Annotated in this window: 18 protein-coding genes; 12 read left to right on the top strand and 6 right to left on the bottom strand. The window is 53.3% G+C overall.

The window, feature by feature from the left end; all coding sequences use genetic code 11:
• Positions 1–237: 237 nt before the first annotated feature.
• From IEX10_RS04875 to ssb, 3 genes are all read right to left on the bottom strand, one after another.
• On the bottom strand, positions 238–1071 hold the full coding sequence (locus tag IEX10_RS04875) for a LysR family transcriptional regulator (RefSeq protein WP_188671425.1): 834 nt from the start codon (positions 1069–1071) through the stop codon (positions 238–240).
• Between the two features lie 153 nt (positions 1072–1224).
• The gene (gene gyrA, locus IEX10_RS04880) at positions 1225–3984 is read right to left on the bottom strand and encodes a DNA gyrase subunit A (protein WP_268237027.1); all 2760 of its coding nucleotides are present in this window, start codon (positions 3982–3984) and stop codon (positions 1225–1227) included.
• 245 nt (positions 3985–4229) lie between these two features.
• The gene (ssb, locus tag IEX10_RS04885; RefSeq protein WP_188671426.1) at positions 4230–4751 is read right to left on the bottom strand and encodes a single-stranded DNA-binding protein; all 522 of its coding nucleotides are present in this window, start codon (positions 4749–4751) and stop codon (positions 4230–4232) included.
• A gap of 185 nt (positions 4752–4936) precedes the next feature.
• Between ssb and IEX10_RS04890 the strand changes: the two genes are divergently transcribed.
• The gene (locus IEX10_RS04890; protein WP_188671428.1) at positions 4937–5518 is read left to right on the top strand and encodes a lytic transglycosylase domain-containing protein; all 582 of its coding nucleotides are present in this window, start codon (positions 4937–4939) and stop codon (positions 5516–5518) included.
• A gap of 149 nt (positions 5519–5667) precedes the next feature.
• A complete protein-coding gene (gene uvrA / locus IEX10_RS04895; protein ID WP_188671430.1) occupies positions 5668–8526 on the top strand; it encodes an excinuclease ABC subunit UvrA in 2859 nt (952 codons plus the stop codon).
• 185 nt (positions 8527–8711) lie between these two features.
• Here the strand turns inward: uvrA and IEX10_RS04900 are convergent, their stop codons facing one another.
• Complete coding sequence (locus tag IEX10_RS04900) at positions 8712–12491, bottom strand: calcium-binding protein (protein ID WP_188671432.1); 3780 nt, start codon at positions 12489–12491, stop codon at positions 8712–8714.
• 559 nt (positions 12492–13050) lie between these two features.
• On the opposite strand from IEX10_RS04900, the gene IEX10_RS04905 reads away from it, so the two are divergent.
• From IEX10_RS04905 to IEX10_RS04920, 4 genes are all read left to right on the top strand, one after another.
• Positions 13051–13230, top strand: a complete 180-nt coding sequence (locus tag IEX10_RS04905) for a hypothetical protein (protein ID WP_188671434.1) — start codon at positions 13051–13053, stop codon at positions 13228–13230.
• A gap of 38 nt (positions 13231–13268) precedes the next feature.
• Entirely contained in the window at positions 13269–13430 is a 162-nt protein-coding gene (locus tag IEX10_RS20180; protein ID WP_373287414.1) for a hypothetical protein, read from the top strand.
• Between the two features lie 92 nt (positions 13431–13522).
• Positions 13523–14590, top strand: coding sequence for an alpha/beta fold hydrolase (locus IEX10_RS04915; RefSeq protein WP_188671436.1), 1068 nt, complete (start codon positions 13523–13525; stop codon positions 14588–14590).
• 128 nt (positions 14591–14718) lie between these two features.
• A complete protein-coding gene (locus tag IEX10_RS04920) occupies positions 14719–15936 on the top strand; it encodes an MFS transporter (protein WP_188671438.1) in 1218 nt (405 codons plus the stop codon).
• Between the two features lie 568 nt (positions 15937–16504).
• Here IEX10_RS04920 and IEX10_RS04925 read toward each other — a convergent pair.
• Entirely contained in the window at positions 16505–17536 is a 1032-nt protein-coding gene (locus tag IEX10_RS04925) for a LacI family DNA-binding transcriptional regulator (RefSeq protein WP_188671440.1), read from the bottom strand.
• Between the two features lie 97 nt (positions 17537–17633).
• Here IEX10_RS04925 and IEX10_RS04930 point away from each other — a divergent pair, with 97 nt between their 5' ends.
• From IEX10_RS04930 to IEX10_RS04950, 5 genes are read left to right on the top strand one after another with little or no spacing between them, the layout of a single operon-like run.
• On the top strand, positions 17634–19145 hold the full coding sequence (locus IEX10_RS04930; protein ID WP_188671442.1) for a tripartite tricarboxylate transporter permease: 1512 nt from the start codon (positions 17634–17636) through the stop codon (positions 19143–19145).
• Positions 19142–19612, top strand: coding sequence for a tripartite tricarboxylate transporter TctB family protein (locus IEX10_RS04935; RefSeq protein ID WP_188671444.1), 471 nt, complete (start codon positions 19142–19144; stop codon positions 19610–19612). Before IEX10_RS04930 ends, IEX10_RS04935 begins: the two co-directional genes overlap by 4 nt.
• A gap of 53 nt (positions 19613–19665) precedes the next feature.
• Complete coding sequence (locus IEX10_RS04940) at positions 19666–20628, top strand: Bug family tripartite tricarboxylate transporter substrate binding protein (protein ID WP_188671446.1); 963 nt, start codon at positions 19666–19668, stop codon at positions 20626–20628.
• Positions 20628–22091, top strand: a complete 1464-nt coding sequence (sauS, locus tag IEX10_RS04945; protein ID WP_268237031.1) for an acylating sulfoacetaldehyde dehydrogenase — start codon at positions 20628–20630, stop codon at positions 22089–22091. Before IEX10_RS04940 ends, sauS begins: the two co-directional genes overlap by 1 nt.
• Positions 22088–23617: an AMP-binding protein gene (locus IEX10_RS04950; RefSeq protein WP_188671449.1), complete on the top strand. Its 1530-nt coding sequence runs from the start codon at positions 22088–22090 to the stop codon at positions 23615–23617. The genes sauS and IEX10_RS04950 overlap by 4 nt, the downstream gene beginning before the upstream one ends.
• Before the next feature lie 550 nt (positions 23618–24167).
• Here the strand turns inward: IEX10_RS04950 and IEX10_RS04955 are convergent.
• A complete protein-coding gene (locus IEX10_RS04955; protein WP_188671451.1) occupies positions 24168–24809 on the bottom strand; it encodes a DUF1415 domain-containing protein in 642 nt (213 codons plus the stop codon).
• 552 nt (positions 24810–25361) lie between these two features.
• Here IEX10_RS04955 and IEX10_RS04960 point away from each other — a divergent pair.
• Positions 25362–26159 (top strand): transporter substrate-binding domain-containing protein, encoded by a 798-nt coding sequence (locus IEX10_RS04960; protein WP_188671453.1) that lies wholly within the window; start codon positions 25362–25364, stop codon positions 26157–26159.
• Positions 26160–26204: the final 45 nt, after the last annotated feature.

A 26204-nucleotide genomic window follows, 5' to 3' on the forward strand; every position in this document is an offset into this window, starting at 1 on the left:
CGGTAGGGGTTCGCAGTGGGAACGGGTAAACTGCCAAAAAAGGCAGAATTGGACCCAGTAGATGGGTAGCGGGTCCAATTACCCTCCTAACAAGACGGGATACTGACGCGAGGGTAAAGCGCTAAAGATGCAAAGGCGGGTTTGCATTTATCAAGAGTGCGCAAGAAATTTTAGGGAGATCACGTATAATGCTAAAGTGGAGCAGCATGCCTGTCAATTCATTGAATAGAATTGAATCTATTCGGTCATTGTCGCAAAGGACTGTTCCAGCCATCGGCAGGTGCTGCGTAACACTACGTCTTCTTTACGGGTTTCGTGATAAAGCAACCATAGTTCCCTAAGACGCATTTCCTCATAAGGTTGCAAAAGCTCAAGCTCTTTCGCCTCTTTTGCCATGACCTCTGGAAGAATGCCGGGTTGTCCGGTCAATCTGATCGCCTGTAAAATCGCCTGAAACGATGACATTCGCAGCTTTGGTTCCCGTGCGAATACAGCCAGACCGTTCTTCATCTCGGGCGTCCAGTCCAGATCAAAAGTCAGCCCAATCCAGTCCTGCGAATTGTAATTTTTGGGCCCGTACACCCCCATGCGAATGTCTGCGATGCGATGTGCCACAAGGCGGCCTTCGGTCGGTCGGGTCAGACGCAGGGCGATATCCGCTTCACCGTAGGCAAGGCTGACACGGTTGTTGTTACCGCTCAGTTCCAATGTGACATTGGGGTGCTGACAGGTGAACGCATTGAGGGATTTGCTGAGCACCGTTGACACAAGAAAATCAAGCGCGGTGACACGGACAGTCTGGGTCGTCTGCAGGCCGGACGGAGTTGTCGCATGGAAGGAGCGCAGGTCATCACTGAAACCGGCTGCCAGTTCGAATAGCCTGCGGCCTTCGGTAGTCAGTTCCCATTCGGCGCCGGATTTTTGAAACAAAAGTGTGTTGGCGGTTTCATTCAGTCGCTTGATCCTACGTGAAACTGTGGCGGTGTTGGTGCGCAAGTGAAGGGCGGCTTTTGACATGGTTCCGTAGCGCGCCAAGGCCACCACAAACCGCAAATCATCCCAATTTTCCATCACGCAACCGCCATACACACAAGTAATGCCAAACGCGGTTCGGTAATTCGAACCCCCCGCATGGCAGTTTGAACGTAGGCGGGGATCTGTAAATCGTCAAGAAAAGGAGCCGATATCAACCCCTTTTCTATTTTTTATCAAATAAATCTGCGTTTATTCTTCGGTTGGTGCTGCGGAATCGCCGTTAGCGTCACCGGTTTGTCCATCTGTTTCCGCAGCGTCTTCATCGCCTTGTTCGGCGATATAGGCCACGGAGACCACTTTTTCGCCCTCGGCTGTGTTGAAAACTTTTACACCGGAAGAGGTGCGCCCCTGACGGGAGATGCCAGAGACTGGACAGCGGATGGATTGGCCGGTGGATGTGGCCAGCATGATCTGGTCGTCCTCATCCACAGTGAAGCTGGCGATGATCCGGTCGTTGCGCCGTCCCAGATTGGCTGCTGCGATGCCCTGACCACCCCGTCCTGCGACGCGGTATTCGTGGGCGGAGGAGCGTTTTCCATAGCCCCCTGATGTCACGGTCAGGATCCACTGTTCCAGTGCGCCGAGTTCTGCGTAGCGTTCCGGCGAGATGTCGCCTTCGGCTGCGTCTTCGATAACGCCGGCCTCTTCACCTGTCACAGCGCGGCGGCGTTTGAAATAACCCGCCCGCTCTTCTGCGCTGGCATCTACGTGGCGTATAACAGCCATCGAAACAACGGAATCACCGTCCGCCAGACGGATACCGCGTACGCCGGTGCTATCGCGGCCTTTAAAGACGCGCACATCGGTTACAGGGAAGCGTATCGCCTTGCCGAGTTCAGTCGTCAGCAGAAAGTCATCGCTCTCTGTGGCGATATTCACATTCACGATGGCCACATCTTCGGGCAGTTTCATCGCAATCTTGCCGTTGGATTTCACGTTGGTGAAATCGCTCAGCGCATTGCGGCGCACGTTGCCTGCGGTGGTGGCAAAGACAATATGAAGGTTGTCCCATTCATCTTCAGGCACATCGACGGGCATGATTGCAGCGATAGACACGCCTGCAGGGATCGGCAGAATGTTAACAATTGCCTTCCCGCGAGAGTTCCGGCCACCGGGGGGCAGGCGCCACGTTTTCAGTTTGTAAACCATACCGTCGGAGGTGAAGAACAGCAGCGGCGTGTGGGTGTTGGCAACAAACAGGTTGGTAACGAAATCTTCGTCCTTGGTGTTCATCCCCTGCAAGCCTTTGCCGCCCCGTTTCTGGGCGCGGTAATCCGCAAGAATGGTGCGTTTGATATAGCCGGAGTTGGTGATGGTCACGACCATGTCTTCCCGCTCGATCAGGTCCTCGTCGTCCATGTTGTCCACATGCTCGACAATTTCCGAACGGCGCGGCACGGCAAACATCTCACGGACTTCGGTCAGTTCGTCGGTGATAATCGCCATGATCCGTTCCCGCGAGCGCAGGATTTCCAGATAGTCGGTGATCTTCGCGGCGAGTTCTTCCAGCTCGTCGGTGACTTCTTTCACGCCAAGGGCGGTCAGACGTTGTAGGCGCAGCTCCAGAATGGCGCGGGCCTGAATTTCAGACAGGTGATAAGTGCCGTCTTCGTTGATTGTATGGCTCGGATCGTCAATCAGCTTGATGTAACCGGAGATATCCTGCGCAGGCCATGCACGGGTCATCAGACGATGACGGGCCTCTGCGGGATCGGCAGAACTGCGGATCGTAGCAACGACTTCGTCCACGTTGGACACGGCCACGGCCAGACCGCACAGAATATGAGAGCGTTCACGCGCCTTGCGCAGTTCAAACGCCGTGCGCCGTGCGACAACTTCTTCGCGGAATTTGATAAAGCTGGACAGGAAACCGTGCAGGTTCAACTGCTCTGGGCGGCCACCGTTCAGCGCCAGCATGTTGCATCCAAAGGAGGTTTGCAATGATGTGAAGCGGAACAGCTGGTTCAGAACCACCTCGGGCGTGGCATCCCGTTTCAGTTCCACAACGACACGCACACCGATCCGGTCAGATTCGTCCTGAACGTGGGCGATGCCTTCGATCTTTTTGTCCCGCGCCAGTTCCGCGATTTTTTCGATCATTGTGGCCTTGTTCACCTGATAGGGAACCTCGTCCACGACAATGGCGTAACGGTCCTTGCGGATCTCTTCTATCCGCGTCTTGGCGCGAATAATGACGGAGCCGCGCCCTTCGGTATAGGCTTTGCGCGCGCCGGAGCGGCCCAGAATGATCCCGCCAGTTGGGAAATCGGGGGCAGGGATGTATTCCATCAACTGCACGCTGTCCATGTCTGGATCTTTCATCAACGCAAGGGTTGCGTCGATCACTTCGCCCAGATTGTGCGGCGGAATATTGGTGGCCATGCCGACCGCGATACCACCGGCACCATTGACCAGCATATTGGGGTAACGGGCGGGCAGAACCGTCGGTTCACGGTCTTTGCCATCATAGTTGTCCTGAAAATCGACCGTATCCTTGTCGATATCTGCCAGAAGGCTCGCGGCGGGTTTGTCCATCCGAACTTCGGTGTAACGCATCGCAGCCGCGCTGTCGCCGTCCATAGACCCAAAGTTTCCCTGACCGTCGAGAAGGGGCAGCGACATGGAAAAGTCCTGCGCCATCCGCACCAGCGCGTCATAAATGGCTGAATCCCCGTGGGGATGGTATTTCCCCATCACATCGCCAACAGGGCGGGCTGATTTGCGGTAGGATTTATCGTGCGTGTTGCCAGTCTCGTTCATGGCGTAGAGAATTCGGCGGTGTACCGGCTTCAGGCCGTCGCGCAGATCGGGGATCGCACGGCTGACAATCACGCTCATCGCGTAATCGAGGTAGGAGGTTTTCATCTCCTCTTCGATAGAGATGGTCGGGCCATCGTGGACCGGGCGTTCTGGTGGAGTTATCGGCTGATCTTCGGTCTCGTCGCTCACGTCTGGCCGCCTTGCTTCTTTACACAATATCTAGTGTGCTATCTATAAACCAGCCTCAGCATAAGGGCAATCATTCTACCCCGATTTCGGCCGGATTCGGCGAAATTTTCTCCCTATAAAGACCCCTGCGGACCTCCCTCGGGCGCTGTAGGCTGGCATGTGTTCCAAAACGGTAAATGCGCATAGTAAAATGGCCCCGCAAAGGGGGCCATTTTACTAGTGTAAGATAGATCGGTTCGCGTCGATCAGAACGGGATTTCGTCGTCCAGATCAGAGTTGCCGCCGCCCTGATTGCCGCCTTGGGAGCCGCCGCCATAGCCGCCACCCTGATCGTAACCGCCGCCGTAGCCACCGCCACCTTGGTTGCCGCCGCCCTGATCGTAGCCGCCACCTTGCGAGCCGCCACCGCCGCCGTCACGTCCGTCCAGCATGGTCAATGTGCCGTTAAAGCCTTGCAGAACGACTTCGGTGGAATACCGGTCATTGCCGCTTTGGTCCTGCCATTTGCGGGTTTGCAACTGGCCTTCGACAAAAACCTTGGAGCCTTTGCGCAGGTATTGTTCACACACGCGGACCAGTCCTTCGCTGAAAACAGAGACCTGATGCCATTCTGTCTTTTCGCGGTTCTCGCCAGTGTTCTTGTCGCGCCACCGCTCGGAGGTTGCGATACGCAGATTGCACACCTTACCGCCGTTTGGAAAGCTGCGCACTTCCGGATCACGGCCCAGATTGCCGATCAACATAACCTTGTTCAAACTGCCAGCCATAGGCGTTTCTCCCTAAACTCGAATCTTTTGTCGTTTCTTGCGTGCATGGTAGTTAACCATCTTCTCTGTGCCCTGCAACCAATGAACAAACCACTAACATGGCTGTCGTTTGGGGGATATCTTTTCAAATTGGCAAAAACGCTGTAAAGGGTGTGCCAGAGTTTTGATCGGGCAGGGGCACGAGAATGATAAAGATACTTGCAGGCAGTCTTGTAGTTGCGATTGGACTTGGGCCGATTGCTGCTGTCGCTGATGTGACGAAATCGTCCAAATCCCGTCTTGGTATTTCCTCCAGTCATTCCAAACTGATCGACAAGCGTTTGTCCAACCAGTATTCCAGCTCCGCCCGTTTGCTGCCCAAGGACAACCGTCTGGACCTTATTCCACGCTACACAGGGTCCTATAAAGGTGTGTACAGACCAATGGCCGAAGCCGCTGCGCGCAAGCATGGCATTCCGGTGGATCTGTTCAACCGTCTGGTGCAACAGGAAAGTAACTGGAACCCCAAAGCCAAAAGCCACGCTGGCGCGATCGGTCTCGCGCAGTTGATGCCGTTTACGGCCCGCCATCTGGGGGTGAACCCTCATGATCCGCGACAGAACCTCGACGGTGGTGCGCGGTATCTCAAGCAGCAATACGCAAAGTTTCGAAGCTGGCGTCTGGCGTTGGCGGCTTATAATGCAGGTCCGGCAGCTGTTGAGAAATACAAAGGCGTGCCGCCCTACAAGGAAACGCGCAACTACGTCAAAGTCATTCTGGGCAAATAACTGCCGGACCGTTTTGTTCTCCTGACATCCTCTGTCAGTAGAACATCCTGTTCCTGTACTGTTCCCGAATTGTTCCCGCTTTTCTGTTGGCAATCCCCGGCGGATGACCTAGATATTGTCGGGTCTGATCGGCAAATTAGGGCAGAGCATTGGCTGAACTGAAAAATATCGAAATACGTGGTGCGCGTGAGCATAATCTGAAATCCATTGACGTGGATATTCCGCGCGACCAGTTGGTAGTGATCACAGGACTTTCCGGTTCGGGGAAATCCTCTCTGGCGTTTGATACGATCTACGCCGAAGGGCAGCGGCGCTATGTGGAATCCCTGTCGGCCTATGCGCGGCAGTTTCTGGATATGATGCAAAAGCCGGATGTGGACCATATTTCTGGTCTGTCGCCAGCTATTTCCATCGAACAAAAGACCACATCGAAAAACCCGCGCTCTACCGTTGGCACGGTGACCGAGATTTACGACTATATGCGGCTGTTGTTTGCCCGTGTCGGCACGCCGTACTCGCCCGCGACTGGCCTGCCGATTGAGGCGCAGCAAGTGTCCGAGATGGTCGATCGTGTGATGCTGATGGAAGAGGGCACGCGGGCCTATCTGCTTGCACCGATTGTGCGGGACCGTAAGGGTGAGTACCGCAAGGAATTTGCGGAGCTTAAAAAGACGGGGTTTCAGCGGGTTAAGGTCAATGGCGAATTTCACGATTTGGACACGCCGCCCACGCTCGACAAAAAATTCCGCCATAACATTGATGTGGTTGTGGACCGGATCGTTGTAAAGGAAGGTCTGGAAACACGTCTCGCGGACAGTTTGCGCACAGCACTTGATCTCGCAGACGGGATTGCCATCCTTGAGACTGCCCCCAAAGAGGGTGATCCGGAGCGCCACACATTTTCCGAGAAGTTTGCCTGCCCTGTTAGTGGCTTCACCATCCCCGAGATTGAACCGCGTCTGTTTTCATTCAACGCGCCATTCGGGGCCTGTCCTGAATGTGATGGGCTTGGGGTGGAGCTGTTCTTTGACGAACGGCTCGTCGTGCCTGATCCGTCATTGTCCCTGTATAAAGGGGCGCTGGCGCCTTGGGCGAAAGGGAAATCCCCATATTTCCGCCAGACAATTGAAGCCATCGCGCGGCACTACGAATTTGACAAGGATCTGCCGTGGCGAGATCTGCCCGCCCATGTGCAACAGCTGATGTTGCACGGTTCGGGTGATGAAGAAATCAAGTTCCGGTACGATGAAGGCGGCCGCGTTTACGAGGTGTCCCGCGCATTCGAGGGCGTGATCCCGAATATGGAACGGCGCTACCGCGAAACCGACAGCAATTGGGTTCGTGAGGAATTCGAGCGCTATCAAAACAACCGCCACTGTGGTGTTTGTGACGGATACCGCCTGCGCCCCGAAGCGCTGGCCGTGAAAATTGGTGGCTTGCACGTGGGGCAGGTGGTGGAAATGTCCATTGCTGAAGCCCATGACTGGGTGGATGGCATCCCTGCGGAATTGTCTGCACAGAAAAACGAAATCGCCCGTGCGATCCTTAAGGAAATCCGTGAAAGGCTGGGCTTTTTGGTGAATGTCGGGCTGAATTACCTGACACTGTCGCGCAATTCCGGCACTTTGTCTGGCGGTGAAAGCCAGCGCATCCGGCTCGCGAGCCAGATCGGTTCGGGGCTGACCGGAGTGCTTTATGTGCTCGACGAGCCGTCTATCGGGCTGCACCAGCGGGACAACGACCGGCTTTTGACCACGCTGAAGAACCTGCGGGATCAGGGCAATACCGTGATTGTTGTCGAACACGATGAGGAGGCGATCCGTGAGGCGGATTATGTGCTCGACATCGGGCCAGGTGCTGGTGTTCACGGGGGTGAGATCATCGCCAAGGGCACGCCGGCACGCATCGCGAAGAATAAGAAATCCATTACGGGCCAATACCTTACCGGCAAACGGAGCATCCCGATCCCTGCCGAGCGACGCAAAGGCAATGGTAAGACGCTGGTGGTGGAAGGTGCGACGGGAAACAACCTTAAAAATGTCACCGCAAGCTATCCGCTGGGGACGTTTTGTTGTGTGACCGGCGTTTCGGGTGGCGGCAAATCCACGCTTACCATCGAAACCCTGTTCAAAACCGCCTCCATGCGGTTGAACGGCGCGAAACAAACGCCAGCCCCCTGTGAGGCGATCAAGGGGCTTCAGTATCTCGACAAGGTGATCGACATTGATCAGCGGGCCATCGGCCGCACGCCGCGCTCCAATCCCGCCACATATACCGGTGCCTTCACCCCGATCCGCGAGTGGTTTGCCGGACTGCCGGAAGCCAAAGCGCGTGGGTACAAACCCGGGCGCTTCTCTTTCAACGTGAAGGGCGGGCGCTGTGAGGCCTGTCAGGGCGATGGCGTGATCAAGATAGAGATGCACTTTTTGCCGGATGTCTACGTCACCTGCGAGAGCTGTAACGGTAAACGCTACAATCGCGAAACTTTAGAAGTTTTGTTTAAAGGCAAGAGCATAGCAGACGTTCTTGATATGACTGTTGAAGACGCCGAGACCTTCTTTCAGGCGGTTCCAGCCATTCGCGACAAGATGACGGCACTGCTGCGGGTCGGGCTTGGCTACATTAAGGTGGGCCAACAAGCCACAACCCTTTCGGGTGGTGAGGCACAGCGGGTGAAGCTGTCCAAGGAGCTATCGAAGCGATCGACCGGACGCACGCTCTATATTCTGGACGAACCCACCACGGGGTTGCATTTCGAAGATGTGCGCAAGCTGTTGGAAGTACTGCACGAACTGGTTGATCAAGGCAATTCCGTGCTGGTGATCGAGCATAACCTCGACGTAATCAAAACGGCCGACCATATTATCGACATTGGTCCTGAAGGCGGTGACGGTGGTGGCGAAATCGTGGCGACAGGGACTCCTGAAGAGGTGGCGCAAGTCGAAGGCAGCCACACCGGGCGCTATCTAGCAGAGATGTTAGGGATCAAGCGGGTCGCAGCGGAGTAGGGCCTCCAGCGGGGGTGTTGCTGAGTTTCTTTCGGATCGCAATCCCAAGCAGGAATACGTCAGATAAGGGACTTAACCAAAAGTTCGTTTTACTTCGTAGCTGAGAGGCATTCCACCAATGCGGTATTCCTTTAACGCCTAGCTTGCGCAATGTATCGCGCAAGCTAGGTGATCATTTCAATACCTTAGACGAAGTCGATTGTAAGTTCGCTTTCGAGATACTTTTTGTTCTTAAGCAGTATCTCTCCGCCGTCAAAGTCGATGACAGTGCCGTCTGCCGACTCTTTAACATCAACCTTTTCAATGCCCGTGAACTGCAAAGTATCGGCTGCGGCATTGAAACCTAGTATTTTATCTATCCCGGTGCGCGCACCGTCGCTGAGATCAAAGACAAATACGTCAGATCCTCCGCCACCCTTAAGGACATCATTACCGCCGCCGCCTTCGATGGTATCATTACCGCCGCCGCCAATAAGCTTGTCTTTGTGGAACCCGCCGGAGAGCGTGTCTTTGCCCCCGCCGCCTTTCAGTACGTCTTCGCCCGCATCACCAATCAGAGTGTCGTGACCGCCGCCGCCCTTCAGCGTGTCGTTGCCTGCGCCACCTGTTGCGTGGTCATTCCCACCGCCGCCGATAACTTTGTCATGGCCATTACCGCCGTGCAAAGTGTCGTGGCCGTTCTTGCCTAGCAGTTTGTCGCTGCCGCCACCGCCTTTTAGCACATCATCATTGTGATGCCCTACGTGCTTATCAGCCGTTTTTGAACCGTTCAGCGTGATGCCGAAGACCTCGAACGTGCCTGTCGTCGTGGCAGAACCTGCATGATATTCAAAAATATCTTCGAACAGATCAGCAGTCAGGGCTTCCAGTTCACCCTCAAGGCGCACAATAGGTCCAAGCCCGAGTTCCAGCTCAAAGCTCGGGTCGATCCCCAGAAGGGAGAGACCGGGAATGTCGCTCACAGGAAGATCCAATCCCAGTTTTGCGTGGGCTTTCAACAGATCGAGTACATACCCCAGCTTGAAAGCGATTTGCGTATCGTTGAACAATTGCGCATCGGGCGTGATGGAAATTGAGTAATCGATAATCCCATCCCCGTTTTTGTCGTGGAAGTCAGAGCCATGTACATTAAAGTTCTTATCCAGGGCTTTGTAGGTGATGGTTTTCTTGTTTCCTTCCAGCTTGACGTTGAAGACCATATCGTCAATCGACAATCCGAACTTCTGCTCGATACCTGCTTCGGCAGACACATGGAGGTCCAGAATTTCAAAGCCGACGTCAAGGGTTAGGGGGCCATCTGGTTCCTCTACTTCCTCATCGTCTTTGGGGTCTGTTTTGTCATCCTTCGGTTCGTCATCTTTTTCATCGCCGCCAAAGATGTCGCTCGCGTCAAAGCCGATATCGAACGGGTTCAGGACTTCTGCAGGAACGCCGCCTTCCGCGATTGCAGAAACGATCGTAGCAATCAGCTGGTCCACATCGACATCTACCTTAACCAGCGGTTCGGATTTTCCGGTGGCCATGTAAAAGCCGAATTTGCCCATCTTGTTAATGTCAAATCCGTCGTCGTTTACAACGTCGTCATAGGTATTGATGTGGAACAACGCATCGCTAAGTTCGTCATCGTCCCCTTCTTTGGTCAAAAGGAAAATCGGCACGACACCGTCGCCATCAAGGTCCACAGTCGGATCGGATGCGGCTGTAAGCAGATCAAGTGCATTCTTCAGCACGGACTTCAGCGTGGCAACAAATCCATCGCCCGAAACTTCGGATTCCAGTTCGTGCTTGGCAAGGAAGGCTTTGAATTCTTTACTGATATGCGGGTCGAAATCAAACAGATTAAGAAGCTTGTCTGCCAGTCCGTCAAGGCTGAACGCGGCCGGATCTTTGTAGAACTCTTCTTTCAACTTCGCCTCGATCCCCAAGGTTTCAATGCTTGGGAAATTGAATTCTACGGACAGAATATCCCCGAGCAAGCCCGGGATTGGCGGCTCAAAACTTGCGTCGGTGCGGCTGTCGTAGTCGAAAATATCAAGCCAACCGGACAGTCTAATTTCGTCAGACCATTGGACAGGTTCGTCACCGGGCACGTCAATCAACGTGATTCCTGCAATTTCTGCCAGCATGTCAAATGTCGCCGAGAGCTTGGCACCCACATCATAAACGATGCCAGCGTAGAACTGCATGCTGGGGCTGTGGGTATCAAAGGCAACCATGTCACCAGTCGTCTGGTTGGTCAGCATCAGTTTTAGATCAACTGAGTCCGTTCTGTCGCGATGAATGATCTCGGTATCCAGCGTGTAATCGATCTTGCTGTTTACCGAACCGCCATCAAGGACGAAATCAACCTGCAACCCGGCCTGCGCATGAGCATCGATATCCACCTTGCCAGTCAGTTTTAGTTCGCTGCCATCAAGGCCGGTCGCCAAAAGGTCGAGAACCTGATCCTTTGCGTAGCCAGCTTCGTTTGCAAGAACTTGCAACAAAGACTTATGCTCCACAGCTTTGCTTATGTCGGATTCAAGTTCAGTGATGAAACCGGTAATTTCTTCCACTGACGGGAAGAATGAAAAGTCATTTTCGGCGATTTGCCGGTTGAGTTCTGCGATCTCGGCATCAACACTGCTTTGACGCCTTAAGTTTGAATCCAACTTGTCCTCAGTCTCAGAGTGGCCGAAATCGAAAAACGTTCCAAAAAAGCTGAACCGAGCATGGTCGGGTTCATGTGCTAATTCTTCGCGCAGGTGTTCTGCTTCTGTTTCCAGCGCCGCCAGTTCATCATTTAACTTTGTAATTTTGCGTTCGGCGAATGTACTTTGCAAAGTAAAAAGTTCAGTCGCGATCTGTTCTTCATAGGATATAAGCAGCTCTTGCAGGGACTCCAGATCATCTTCGGCAGCATGCAATTCTGCTTCGGCAAGTTGTTCAAGCAGTTGTGCCTCGCGTGCTACCAGACGGTCCAGATAATCTACCGCATGATCGAGCTCTCGCTCTGCCTCGTGCAAATCGTGCTTTCTTTCCGCCAAAAATCCTCGTGCGCCGTCAAAAATGCCCTTTTTGTGGTCTCTTTCGTTCTTTTCGTCTTCTCCACTGCTCCCGAACCAGCTCGAAATAAAGCCGCCGATTGCACTCAGGGCGTTTTGGGCGACATCCAAAGCACCACTCGCCAGATCCAGCGCCACATCCGCAGAGGACACCGCAGCGTGCGCCGCGGATTTGGCTGCAACAGCGGCTGCATGAGCAGCTTCGGCAGCAATCTTATCGAGCCGGACAGTCTCCAGAACGGTCTCAAGGCCTTCTACCACGTGTTCCGCCAGCTCGGCAGATTCAATCGCAATCGCCAAACCTTCTTTTTTGACGGTCAGAGAGATAACGTCCTTCATATGAACGATCTCTTCATTCAAGTGATCTAGTTGGACTTCTGCTGCATGCAGCATTGAATTTTTATGCGCCGCTTTCTCTTCTACGGTCGAAGAGGCGGCTTCGATCATCTTGCGCAGATCGCCGACCAAATCCCAGTTGATATCAATCGGTGTGACCGTATCGAAATTATGGGGGTTCCCCATGATGTCTTCGGCCTTGATAACGGTGAAAGTGTATTTTCCGCCGTCCGCTTTGGCATCATCAGGCACAGTAAAAGTTGTGCCAAAAGACGTTCCAGTGGCCGTGATCGTCAGGGTTTCACTTTTGGTGGTTTCGCCTTTTGCTTCAATGTCATATGAGATGATGATGGTCTTGGTGGCACCATCGGCGAGATCATCATAGCGGTCTTTTGGATCAAAACTGATGTCTCGCCCGTCTGCGACGACTATGCCATTTCCGTCAACTTTGACGTTTGCGATTTGCCAGTCGACGCGGTCACCGCCGATTAGCGGGAAGTATTCGTGCCATTCTAATTTGAGTGCATCTCCCGTCGCCCACATGTTTTGATCTTTGGATTCAAACGTAATCAGTTCGCTTGTCATAATTTCCCCTCGAATATGACTGCAAAAGTATATGTCAGCGCAATTTGGCATGTTTTTATTTATGATGATACATTTTAATTATAGGAAGATTGAAAAAATCAAACTATTAGTTATTTACGCAAGTGTTTCAGCCACTTAAGGGAAGAAGCATATCCGGGTGCCCAACCGTCCTGCATGGTCTGGGTTGTGGAAAAACCAACCCAAAGTTGCAGCCTTGAGAGGGAAGGCCGCGATAGCACCTCTGAACCAGAATCGTAGTTCTAACATTCAATTCTTAGGCTTTGTTGAGGCAACATGGCGTGGTCGCGTGCAAGCGTTCAGAGGTGCTCGCGCCTCGTACGTGTGTCTAGGTTTTGTGCCAGATGTTCTACTGAGTGAGAGGTTGCAGCCAAACAGAAATCAAGCCGCAAAACAGCGAACTTCGCGTCGGTATCTCGCGCCCAGTCTTTATACGTCTGGTCGTCTCATTTCGTATTTCTGGGGGATCGTCCAGAAGCCAAAAACAATTTTTAACTCGGACTACATTCCAGAGTTGGAGCGAAGCCTTCTTTTCAAGAAAATGATCGTTACGGCACAGGATTTGGAAATCGCAACGTGGATCGGCCATTCTGATCGCGGTATATTACGACAGGACATGGCTACCGCTTTGTCATCCCTAGGATTGACCAACCTCGGGTTCGCTTTTGAAAGCGCTTCCGCCGGTGCGATTTTTGAAATGCTCGGCATACCGATTTTCTGACCGTTCTGCCCAGCTATGCCATTCGGGACGGGGACGCGATGCAGAAACTTGCAGCACTCCCTGTCCTTCACAAACCCTTACTGACGAGCGTGGGAATGGTGACGCGTCGTAACCGGCACCAAAGCCCACTGCTACACGCCTTCGCGGCCCACATGCGAGACTATGTCGAGAACGACCTGAGGGGCAGTTTCAAGCTTTAGGTGTTCGTTGCGGTGAACCAAATAGCAAAGCGGGCAACCTGTTGCATAAATTGCCGGTGCCTGATTTTGTTTAATCTGCTACCCTGCATTGCATGAACTCCGAATTTCAGCAGCAACAAGAAATCAGGTTTGTTACGTCAAAAGACGGCACCCGCATTGCAACGGCGACAATAGGGCGGGGCCCGATCATTGTGCGCGCTGCGCATTGGCTGACCCATGTGTCCCGTGATCCCGAAAGCCCGATCTGGCGTCATTGGATTGCCGAGATGTCGGCACAGAACCGGCTGGTCAGATACGATCTGCGGGGATGTGGACTGTCAGCGCGTGATGTCTGTGACATCAGCTTTGAGGCTTGGCTGGCGGATCTGGAGGCCGTCACGCAGCAGATTAACGAACCCTTTACCTTGATTGGCATGTCTCAGGGTGCTGCGCTGTCGATTGCTTACGCACTGCGCCATCCTGAAAAAGTAGAGCGCCTTATCCTGATCGGCGGTTATGTCCAAGGCATACGTGCAAGAGCATCAGAGGCTCAACACATAATCGAGGCTGACACTTTAACAAACCTGATCCGGCTGGGATGGGGCAGTGACCTGAATGCGTTTAACGAGGTTTTCACCAACCTCTTTATTCCTGACGGAACCGATGAACAATGTGCGTGGTGGCAAAACCTAGAGCGTGAAACTGCGTCACCTGAAACGGCTGCTCTAACGTTTGAGGTTCTGCAACAGATTGATGTGTCGGATCTGGCACCAAAAGTGAACGTTCCAACGCTTGTATTGCATGCCCGCAATGACGCAAGGGTTCCGTTTGAAGAAGGTCAAAGGCTTGCGGCGTGCATACCGGATGCGCAATTTGTGCCCCTTGAAAGCGCCAACCACGTGCTTTTACAGGATGAACCTGCCTGGAAAACGCTCATGGCATCGGTTCGGGCATTTCTCCCGCCAAGGCTAGCATCCCGCCCTTCAGTTGGGGAAATCGCACTCACTCCGGCAGAGCGGGCGGTTCTGGGGATGGTTGCTAAAGGGCTTGGTAACAGTGATATTGCCGCTAACCAGAACAAGAGCGAGAAAACGGTTCGCAATCAGGTTTCCATTCTTTTTGAAAAGTTTGGTGTCCACTCTCGCGCCGAACTTATCGTGCGTGTTTTGTCCGATCCCTAGGGTGCCTGTCCCAAAATTTTTTAGATCTGGTTTCAAACTCGGGACAAATGTCTCATGCGTTGGTGACTTGTTCCTTGCATCCTTAGGTATGTAAGTCGAAAGATGCTAAATAACTGAAAGGACTGCCAATGTCTGATGAAATCGTTCAGCCGTCGTATCGCTGGGTGGTGGTATTTGCCTCTGCTTTGATACTCGCCATTTCGATGGGATCTATCGCTAACGGGCTGTCTGCGTACATTGTGCCGATGCAGGAAACATTTGGCTGGCAGCGTGGTGAAATCGCTCTGATCAACTCTATCGGCATCCTAGGTTTGGCATTCGGTGGGCTGGTCATGGGCCCACTGGCCGATCGCAAAGGCACGCGCCCTGTGGTACTGACGGGGGTGATCGTTCTTGGCGTTTGTTACATAGCCGCTTCGTTTGCCACCTCGCTTTGGCAATTCTATACGTTGTTTTTCATCGCGGGTTTTTTCGGGGCAGGCGCAATTTTTCCACCGATCATGGCAGCCGTTGGAAACTGGTTCCATATCGGAGCAGGTGTGGCCATCGGTATCGCGTCAGCGGGGCAAGCGTTGGGGCAGGGCGGTGTTCCATTTGCTTCGTCCTTTCTGATCAAGCGGTTTGACGTTGACGGGGCATTTTCGCTCACGGGGCTTGCCATGCTGATCTGCATGGTTCCGCTTGCCTTGCTGTTGCGCCAACCTCCGCCAGTGCAAACCACCCAGAGCAGTTCGCACAGCGATGAAACCACCGCCAGTCCAACCAACAGGGTGATTGCTACCCTCTGTGTCGCGATTATCTTGTGTTGCACATGTATGTCAGTGCCTTTGATGCATCTTGTCCCGCTTATCCAAGACCAAGGAATTGCGGCCGAAGACGCCGCGGGTGTCATTTTCATCATGCTGGTTGTTGCCGTTGCAGGACGTGTTGCATTTGGCAAACTGGCTGACATGATCGGCGCGCTTCAGGCATATATGACCGCAACAGCGTGGATGACCCTTTTGATCTTTGGATTTACCTACATTGAAAACCTTCAGACCTTTTACGTTTACGCAATCGTCTACGGTTTTGGCTATGCGGGTGTAATGACCGGCGTTCTGGTTTCCATTCGGGTGCTGATACCTCAGTCCCGCCGTGCGTCGGCATTTGGAATAGTCACCATGTTTGGATGGTTCGGACACGCGATCGGCGGTTTTCAGGGGGGGATGTTGTATGACCTCACCGGAAGCTACACGATCCCCTACGGAGTGGCGGCCTTGGCGGGGGTATTGAACCTGATCGTGGTCAGCAGCCTGTTCCGCAAAACGCGAACGCCGCTTAATCTGGCTGTGGGTCAGGCGTCCTAAACTTGGTGATGAGGGTTCTGGCGCTTTGCTTGACCTTTTGCCTGCCAAGCTAATGTCCCTGACCCGCCAGAAGCAAACAGCGCAACCGGTTGCGCTTGCGTAGGAGTATTTCAAGCAACCGCTTTTCGCTATCCCCCGGTACGCGCCGCAACGCGGTAATGCATTGCGCAACGCTGTCTGCCGATACGGCCCGACCAGACCGATCACAATCGTCCATATGTGGGAAAGTTTGCTGCATACAGAGCGCAAAAAAGTACGGCGGGTGGACCGTGATCTTAACTTTTATGCGGACCGGAGCGGAATCGTATCGGCGCCAAGTTGAACGCGGAAGTGTATTCCTCCGGAAAGGGCTGCGCAAACGGGGGATGGGAGCTTCCAATAATTAAGCTGTCTCGGTCTTATCGCATAGCAGTGCCTGATCGGCGTGCATCGGAGTTAAAGCTTGTAAATATCATTAGCCTATTTCTCTGTTTCCAATGAAAACTCAGAGTTTACAGTCCGTGACTTTTTGTTCCTATTCGCCGATCATCTTCTATCGTTTGGCTGTTTCTTGATGATCTCTACACGATTACTTTATCCGAATTGTCGAACCGCGCGCGGCTAGAACCAAATCGCATTCGAATGCGTTCGGGTTTTCCGGCAAGTTGGCAACGGAATCTAGTATGAGTTTTGCGGCAACGATACCTATCTGTCTTGCGGGTATCCGGATCGTTGAAATGGACGGCTCGAACTCTGCTGATCCTTTGAAGTCACCTATCCCCATCACCGACAGATCGCGCGGGACGTCCAAGCCACCGCTGCGCGCAGCAAACAACACCCCCTGCGCGATGATGTCATTGCCACACAGGATCGCAGTCGGTCGGCTGCTATGGCGCAGCATTGACGCACTGGCCCGCTTTGCCTCGGCAATGTTATAGGGCGCTTCAAGCTGCCAGTCCGCAGGCACTTCAACGCCAGCACGCTGAAGCGCTTCGGACGCGCCCAGCAACCTGTCTTTGGCGCGGTCGTTTCCGTCGGTTTCAGGAAAGATCAGCCCGATGTCACGATGCCCGAGATCCAGAAGATGTTGCGCCGCCATCCGCCCCGCTTTGAGGTTCTGAACCCCGACGCAGGGCAAACGGGCACCCTGAGCATAATTCCAGATCGCAACAGCCGGAAGGTCCTGTTGCTCTATTAGTTTATAAGATGCTTCGGAATGCTCCAGCCCGATCACTGCGATGCCGTCCACACGGTGCTCCATCAATTTGCGCAGCATCTGATATTCGCGATCCAGATCGAACCCGTGTGACGCAATCAGCATGGTAAAGCCGTTGGCATCCAATTCAGCCGAAAAGGACTGGATCAATTCGGCAAAGATCGCATTGTCAATTGTTGGCACCACCAGCCCGATGGTCGCGGTCCGCCGCCCGTGCATAACCTGTGCGGCACGGTTGCGAATATAGCCCACACGTTGCACGGCGCGATCAATCTTTTTGCGAGTCGCCGGTTTCAACAGTTCGGGGTGGTTGAAGCTGCGCGACACGGTTGAAATGGATACGCCAGCGGCTTTTGCAACAGCTACGATATCCGGTTTACCCTTTGAATTTAAATCTTTATTCACGTTCAAATCTCGAATCTATGAAAACATTTGCAAAACTATTTTCATCTCTTAGGCTGAAAAGTCAAGAAAGCGATATGACAGCTTGGGGGGAGAAAGCTTGGAGTTCCTTTACTATTTTGCCGATGTTTTTACGCCCTTGTCCTTTGGCCTTTTGTTGCTGGGAACGATCGGTGGTTTGATCCTTGGGGCCACGCCCGGACTGTCACCAACGATGGCGGTTGCGCTGCTTATTCCGTTCACATTTCATCTTCAGGCCACGCAGGGGCTTATTCTTCTCGGCGCGGCTTATACATCGACAGTGGCAGGCGGGGCGGTCAGTGCGATCCTGCTTAAGATACCGGGGGCGCCTGCCAATATCGCGACGACACTTGACGGTCACACGATGGCCCAGCAGGGCAAAGGCGCAAAGGCGTTGCAGCTTAGCTTTCTGGCATCCGCTGTCGGGGGAATCTTTGGCGTGCTGCTGCTGATTTTCCTTACCCCGCTTTTATCACAATGGGCGCTTGCGTTCGGGCCGAGCCATCTTTTTTGGCTGGCCATCCTCGGGGTGACTGTAATCGGCTCGCTTGACAGTGCGTCGGTGGTGAAGGGGTTGCTGTCTGGGTGTATCGGTCTCTGGCTCGCGACGATAGGATTTGATGACATTATGGGCGCGCAGCGGTTTATCTTTCATCCTTCGCTGGGTGGTGGGATCAATATTATTGCAGCCCTCATCGGGTTGTTTGCGATCCCCCAAGTGCTGACCATGTTTGCCAAGGGACGTCAGGATAACGACGCAGAGGTTCTTGTCGTCGAAAAACATTCTGTCCGAGATGCAATGCGCGAAATAATGCGCCGTCCGAAGGCGCTGGGTATCGGGACGATTACTGGCTCGATCATCGGACTTATCCCCGGTGTAGGCGGTCAGATTGCGGGGCTTGTGGCCTATGACCAGACCAAGAAATTCAGTTCTGAGCCTGAAAAATTCGGCAAGGGTCACAGTGAAGGCGTGATAGCAGCGGAATCCGCAAACAACGCGATGGTCGGCCCAAGCCTCGTTCCGTTGTTAACCTTGTCGATCCCGGGTTCACCCACTGCGGCCGTATTGTTGGGCGGGCTTCTGATCCACGGCATTTTTCCAGGATCCGATCTTTTTGACAATCACCCCGATGTTGCTTGGACATTTATAAATTCCATGCTGATCGGGCAGGTTCTTATGTGTATTTTCGGGCTGTATGTTGCGGGGCTGGCGGCGCGTGTTGCACAAGTGCCCCAAAGCGTGATGGCCGCCATTGTGCTCGGGCTGGCGGTATTTGGCAGCTATTCCGTACAGTCGAGCATGGGCGATGTCTATGTCATGGCCGCGCTTGGGGTGATGATGTATTTTCTGGAACGTTTCGGCTTTTCTGCGGCACCCCTCGTTCTGGGACTGATCCTTGGACCGATTGCCGAAGCCAATTTCATTCAGGGAAGCATGATTGCGAACGCCACAAACGGGATGGGGTCTTACTTCCTGTCCGGGGCGCTGAACATTGGTTTGATCGTGGTTGTGATCGCGTCCATTGGCTATTCGGCTTGGATGGAACTGCGCTCGCGTCGCTATACATCGAAAGAGGAGATCATCGGATGAGCATGCAAAGCCTTCCCCGACTGCAGCATATTCTGGCGTCAGGCGTTGTCGCAGCGGTTGGTCTGAGGGTCGCATGGATCAGCTACACCGCGCAACCAAGCGAAGCTTTTCTGTTTCCACGGTTAATCGCCACCGTTTTTGTTGTCCTTGCGCTTTGGACTTTTGCTAAAGCCGTCCTTGGCTGGACGAAGATAGGTCACGGTATTTCAACGGGCCAGATGGTCAAACTGGCACCGGGTCTTGCGATCGCCCTGATCTATATTTTCTGGGCTGCCAAAGCTTTTGGCTTTTACACTGCAGGCACGGCGACCTTTTTCATTCTGCTCTCACTTTACGATCCTGCACCCCACAATGAAGCCAAAAGCTGGATCAAGCGCGCAATAATTACCGCAGGCTATCTTCTTGTGATGTACGGACTCTTTGCAAAACTGCTCAAGGTCTACACTCCAAGAGAGATATTTTTCTAACCAGACTGCCGGCAAGGCAGCGTTCAAATCACCAATCCTAGGGAGGACGAATTATGAGACATCTTATAGCAAGCGCCGCAGTTGCGTTGACGGCCCTGACGGGCAGTTCGACACTCGCGGAAGGCTATCCGGAGCGCCCCGTCATGATGATGGTCAGCTACGGCGCTGGCGGCGCGACAGACTTTCAGGCGCGCATCGTGACGATGACAGCGGGCAATGAAGACGCCCTTGGCATGCCGATCGCAATCCTTAACAAGCCGGGCGCGGGAGGGCGTGTCGGCTGGAACTGGTTTGCGACACAAGCGGATGCGGACGGATATACGCTGGCGGCCTACAACATCCCCCATTTTATTGCTCAGTCCGTAAAGGGCGGGGTGCAGTATTCCGCAGACAGTTTTGAACCTATTGCCAATTGGGGCGCGGACCCTGCCGTTTTTGTCGTCGCTGCCGACAGCCCGATGAACTCGATGGATGATGTTGTCAATTACGCCAAAGAAAACGCTGGAAAGCTGACGTTTTCGGGGGCAGGCCTCTTTGTGGGACATCACATTGCGGCCCTGCAGCTTGAACAGGCCGCGGGTGTTAAAATGGCCTACATCCCCACAAAAGGCGGTGGCGCGGCTGCGATGAAGGCGGTTATTGCCGGTGATGTGATGGGCGGTGTGAACAACTTGTCGGATGCATTCCGCGCAGAACAGGCTGGCAATGTCAAAATCCTCGGTGTGTTCGATCTGGAGCGCAATGAGTTTCTGCCCGATGTTCCAACGCTCAAGGAGCAAGGCTACGACATCGACAATGCCAGCGTGAATTTCCGAGGGATCATGGTCCCCAAAGGAACCCCACCAGAGGTGATCGACAAACTTGCCACCGTTGTGCCGGAGATGTTCAAGAACCCGCGTATTGCCTCCAAGATGCAGGCTGGTGGATCTCCCATGCACATAATGACCCGCGACGAAGTGAAAGAGATGTGGGCCGCCCGTGAAGAAACGCTCAAAGAGCTGCTTGCCGGCCTTTAATTCAGGAAACCAACGGCTGGGGCGGATCGCGCCCTAGCCAAACCAGAAGGAATGTTGCGATGACCGCCACTGATGAAATCGCAGAGGTCGAGGCAATCATGGGCCGTGCCCGTAATGCCCAGAAAGCCTATGAGAACGGCGCAGACCAGATCCGCTATGACCGCGCGGCGCAGGCCGCTGCTTGGGCTATTATGGAACCATCGCGTAACAAGGCGCTGGCCGAACTGGCCGTTAAAACAACCGGCCTTGGCAACGTTGCGGACAAGATTATCAAAAATCATCGCAAAACCCTTGGCCTGATGCGCGACATCAAGGGGATCAAAACCCAAGGTATTCTACGCGACGACCCCGCAACAGGGATCACCGAAATCGCGCGTCCCGTGGGCGTTGTCGGCGCTGTTGTGCCTTCCACCAATCCAGCAGCGACGCCGGCCAACAACATCATCAATGCACTGAAATGCGGAAATGCGGTGGTTGTTGCGCCTTCCCCCAAAGGGGTTGCAAGCTGCGAACTGCTGCTCGGCTTTATCTACGACGAGTTTGACAAGATCGGGCTGGATCATGATCTGGTCCAGATGATCCCCGCGCCCGGTTCCAAAGCGAAAACGCAGGCAATGATGGAGCAGAGCGATCGGGTCATTTGCACCGGTAGCCAGAACAACGTGCACCGTGCCCAGACTTGCGGAACACCGGCAGTCGCCGTCGGCGCTGGCAACGTCACCGTGATCGTGGATGAAACCGCGGATTTAAAGGCCGCAGCTGAAAAGATCACCGCATCCAAAACCTTTGACAACGCGACCTCTTGTTCGTCGGAGAATTCGATGATTGTCGTTGATGAGGTCTATGACGATTTTGTCGCTGCACTGGCTAAAGCGGGCGGCGCGCTGGTGCGAGACGAGTCAACGATTGTTTCCAAACTCTGGCCGGACGGACACCTAAACCGCTCTGTAATCGCGCAGGACGCTGACAAGATGATTGCGGCTCTTGGTATGACGAAGCAAGTCCCCGCCGATACAAAGTTTCTAGCGGTGGAGACAAAAGGGATCGGGCCGGATCATCCCCTCTCGGGTGAAAAACTCAGCCGTGTTGCCGCGCTCTACCGTGCCAGCGATTTTGGCGATGCGCGCAGGATTGCCGCTCGTATTCTGACTTATCAGGGGGCGGGCCATTCGATCGGGATTCACACAGCGCAGGATGATCGCGCGGTTGCCCTTGGCGCAGATATGCCGACCTGCCGCGTGATCGTTAATCAAGCCCACACCTTTGCCACCGGCGGAGCCTTCAACAACGGGATGCCCTTTTCGCTGTCGATGGGTTGCGGAAGCTGGGGCGGTAACGCGATTGACGATAATCTGCACTGGAAACACTTTATCCAGACGACCAAAGTCATCCGTGAAATTCCGCCAAATGAACCGGCGCTGGACGATATCTTTGCGGATTATTGGGCGGATGCGGGCAAATGAAATTTGATACCGCGACACCGCCAAACGGGACAGTCCGCGACTGGCTTGATTACCGTGCAAACACATCCGGCGGGCAACAAGCGTATATTTTCGCTGATGGCTCCGAGCCGTTGGATTGGAACACACTGGTGAAATCTGCGCGGCAGCTGGCCCAACGGCTTACCGCAGCCGGTCTTGCAAAAGGCGAAAGCGTTGCGATCCTGCAACCAAACGGGCAGGGCGCTGTCACCAGCCTCTTTGGCGCGCTTTATGGCGGCTTTCGCGCAACGGTCGTTAACCTTGTAGCCGGCGATGAAGCGATCGGATATGCTCTGGAGCATTGCGAAGCACGGTTGGCACTGGTTGATGACAGCCAGCTTGAGCTGTTCAATCGGGTGCGCCCCGGAACCCTTTCACTATTGTCTGAAGCACGTGAGGGGCAAGAGCCGGATCTGCACCCGCTTTCACCGGAGGATGATGCGCTCCTGATGTATACATCAGGCACGACAGGCCGTCCCAAAGGTGTCATCCATAGCCACTCCAGCCTTCTGGCGGGCGGGTGGACACCTACGGTCGCACACGCACTGTCAGATCGCGATAGCGGTCTTTGCGTGCTGCCGATCTATCATATCAACGGCCTGTGCGTGACCGTGATGAGCACGCTTCTGACCGGTGGGAGGCTCTGCATCGCACCCAAATTTTCGGCAACTCGCTTCTGGGATCAATGCGAAAGTGTTAAAGCAACATGGTTTTCCGTGGTGCCGACAATTATCTCTCATTTGCTACATTCAGACGTGACACCAACCTCTGAAACGCGCGTGCGCATCCGGTTTGGCCGCTCTGCCTCATCGCCGCTTTCCCCTGATGTGCAGACAGCATTCGAAACGCGGTTTGAAGTTCCAATCGTTGAGACGATGGGGCTCACCGAAACTGCAGCACAAATATTGTCAAACCCGCTGCCGCCGGGATTACGAAAGATCGGATCACCGGGCAAAGCCTTTGGAAATGAAGTGTGTATTCTTTCGACGGACCTAGCCCCGCTGCAAGCAAACATCCAAGGAGAAATCGCTGTTCGCGGCCGGAATGTAATGCGGGAATATTTCAAAGACTCCGAAGCGACAAAGGCCTCATTTACGAATGATGGCTGGCTTCGCACTGGAGACTTGGGTCATGTCGATGAAGACGGCTACTTCTTTGTGACCGGTCGCTTGAAGGAACTTATCATAAAAGGCGGGGAAAATATTGCGCCGCGGGAAATAGATGAAGCGCTCTATTCCCATCCCGATGTCGTCGAAGCCGCCGCCTTTGCCCGCCCCTGCGATACCTACGGAGAGCGCGTCGAGGCGGCTGTAAAACTGTGTAACGGGTCGACGCTTTTGCAGAATGAGTTGATCGAAATCTGCACGAGCAAGCTGGGTAAGTTTAAATCACCGGACTGGGTGCACATAATGGATGAACTGCCTAAAGGTCCGTCCGGGAAAATCCAGCGAATAAAGTTGCTTGAAGCCGTATCGGACAGCGAAATGCCGGACAAAGTTCAGATCTAAGGTCATTGTTTCAATCCCAGAGAAGTCCTCTCAAAGCCAAAATGTACGTCTAGTAGAAAGGGTGTGGATCCACTCACGAAATGCGTCAGATACAAAATGAGTCTACAGTTTTTTCTTGTTTTTCTTCCTCCTAATCGAAGCTGACGTCAAAATCTCGATGGACCGGAGAGGTCGATATCTTCACCGAACGGCTGTGGCAGTCACTTAAACAGGAGTCTGTCTGCATGAATTGCAGGACGGTTTCCAAGCCGATCCCGTGATCAAAGCCTTGATCAACTCCTACGACATTGAGCCGCCCCACACGATCCTAGAAAAATAATTCCCTGACGACGCATCCTTCAACACACACCGGACCCAGAGGGCGACATGAAACCAACCAAATCACATTTTACCGGAGCCACAAAGCTGTTCCAAAAGCGGGACCACTTGGCCACAACGTAGGGCCAGAGCAATGCAACAAACCTGATAAGGCAAACTCTCTCATAGTTTAAGCCGCCTTTGGACCCAAAACCTTGACGGCGCGCGCGGTTACAAGGCGGTGCAACAGGTTTTAAATACCCCAGGGACAGAGTGCTTCGACTTTTCGGCGACCGAGCTTATTTAACGTTTTTATGTTATCTAAATAGATCTTCTCTGGGTTCGAAACGTGAGCGAGGGCTTTAGTCACTTGATCTTGACGCAGAATATGTATGGTTGGATAGGGTGAGCGATTAGTAAAGTGGCTAAGATCATCTGCAGCCACACCCTCAAATTGATATTGGGGATGAAAAGATGCCAGTTGCAAATATTCTGTCAGTTCTGCTTTCTCCAATAACTGCTGAAACCAGTCGAGTAAGGCGAGGTAATCATCGAACTCGTCTAGTCCTTGGGTAAATATGAGCAAGCTAGTGGCAACGTCATTTTCGTTAGCCTCAAGAAGGCGCTGTAATTCGTCCACAAAGAACTGCTTTAGGTGCTCATCGGCGGTGGCATCACATACAGAGTAATGCACTTGGTCTCGGGCTATAACGCTATGGGCAAAAGGGCACAGATTTAATCCAACTACCATTTGGCCAAGCCATTGACGGGTGTCTTCAACCACGTCTTGATGAGCTATTGATAGCGTCTTAGGGTTAAACTTATTAATTCGATCAATCCTCTCTTGATTGTCTAACTTAATGCATTTTATGCCGGTATTTCCACCTTTTTGCATAAGCTAAAACCATCGGTTCGGCGCAGTCGCAACCGCTATTGCGTTATAACATCCCTCGCCATTGGCAAACAGCCAAAAGCTGACATCTGGAACCCGACATCGTTGCTCCATCGCGGCCCATCAAAGACAGTATCCCGTCACGGCCTGTGAGACAGAGTAGCGGTCACGCCCAAAGTAACAATTTCTGCGACACAGCCATTCAATCCGTACACACCAATTGAGAATTCCTAAGGTCTATACAAACGAACAACGGATTGTTCCGATATAGGAATGCATGCTTTGATGAAGGGTCATCCCGAGTGCTTGATATCCTCACCGCGCTTTGTGCCTAATTATCTTTGCTGACAATCTGACCTGCGCCCCAATAAAATATCAGCAAAAACAATGCTTAGATAGATGTGTTGACATTACGGGTTTATGCTGGCTGGATGATCTCTCTGATTGTGGAGCGGTTTGCCGCTCTCAAAAGTATTAACCGTTCATGATGTGAATGCCCTCAGATCGAAAGGGCAACACAGCTCAATAGAACTACAACAGCAACAGGGAAAACTAATGAAAATCAAGACACTTGCAGCGACGCTTGTTGTATCGGCACTCAGCATCTCGGCCGCCACTGCCGATATTCTGGATACAATTAAGGAACGCGGAACACTGATCGTTGGCACAAAAGCTGACTATAAACCTTACGGTTTTCTAGACACTTCGGGCGCAGTGATTGGTATTGAACCTGATCTTGCGAAGGACGTTGCGGATAAACTGGGCGTCGACATCGAATTCGTACCAGTGGTCAGTTCGAACCGGATGCAATTTTTAGAACAGGGCAAGATTGACCTGATGATTGCGACAATGACGGACAAACCCGACCGCCGCGAGGTCGTCTTAATCCCGGATCCCAACTATTATTCCTCTGGCACTAACGTTCTGGCGCTCAAGAGCCTTGGCTTGAAGGAATGGGAAGATCTGCGCGGCAAACCGGTTTGCGGCATTCAAGGCGCATTCTACAACAAAGCCACATCGCAGACCTACGGTGCGGAGATCGTCGCGTTTAAGGGCACCGCCGAAGCCTACTCAGCGCTGAAGGGCGGCAACTGTGCAGCATTCGTTTATGATGACAGTGCGATCGTGGCCAAAGCGGCTGATCCTGATTGGGCCGACTACGAAATGCCACTTCAAACTATTGATGATGCGCCTTGGGGACTGGCTGTCGCTTTGGGCGAGGAAAAGTTCGGTCAAATGATGAGTGAAATGATCATCGAATGGCACAAGACCGGCCGCATCCTCGAGCTTGAAACGAAATGGGGCGTGACAAACACGCCGTTCGCACAAGCCATGCACGACAAATATAAATAAAAAGAAGACGGCGGTTGGGCGGAGCATTCTTGTTCCGCCCAACCG

Source organism: Neptunicoccus cionae, assembly GCF_014643735.1.
Lineage (GTDB): Bacteria > Pseudomonadota > Alphaproteobacteria > Rhodobacterales > Rhodobacteraceae > Amylibacter > Amylibacter cionae.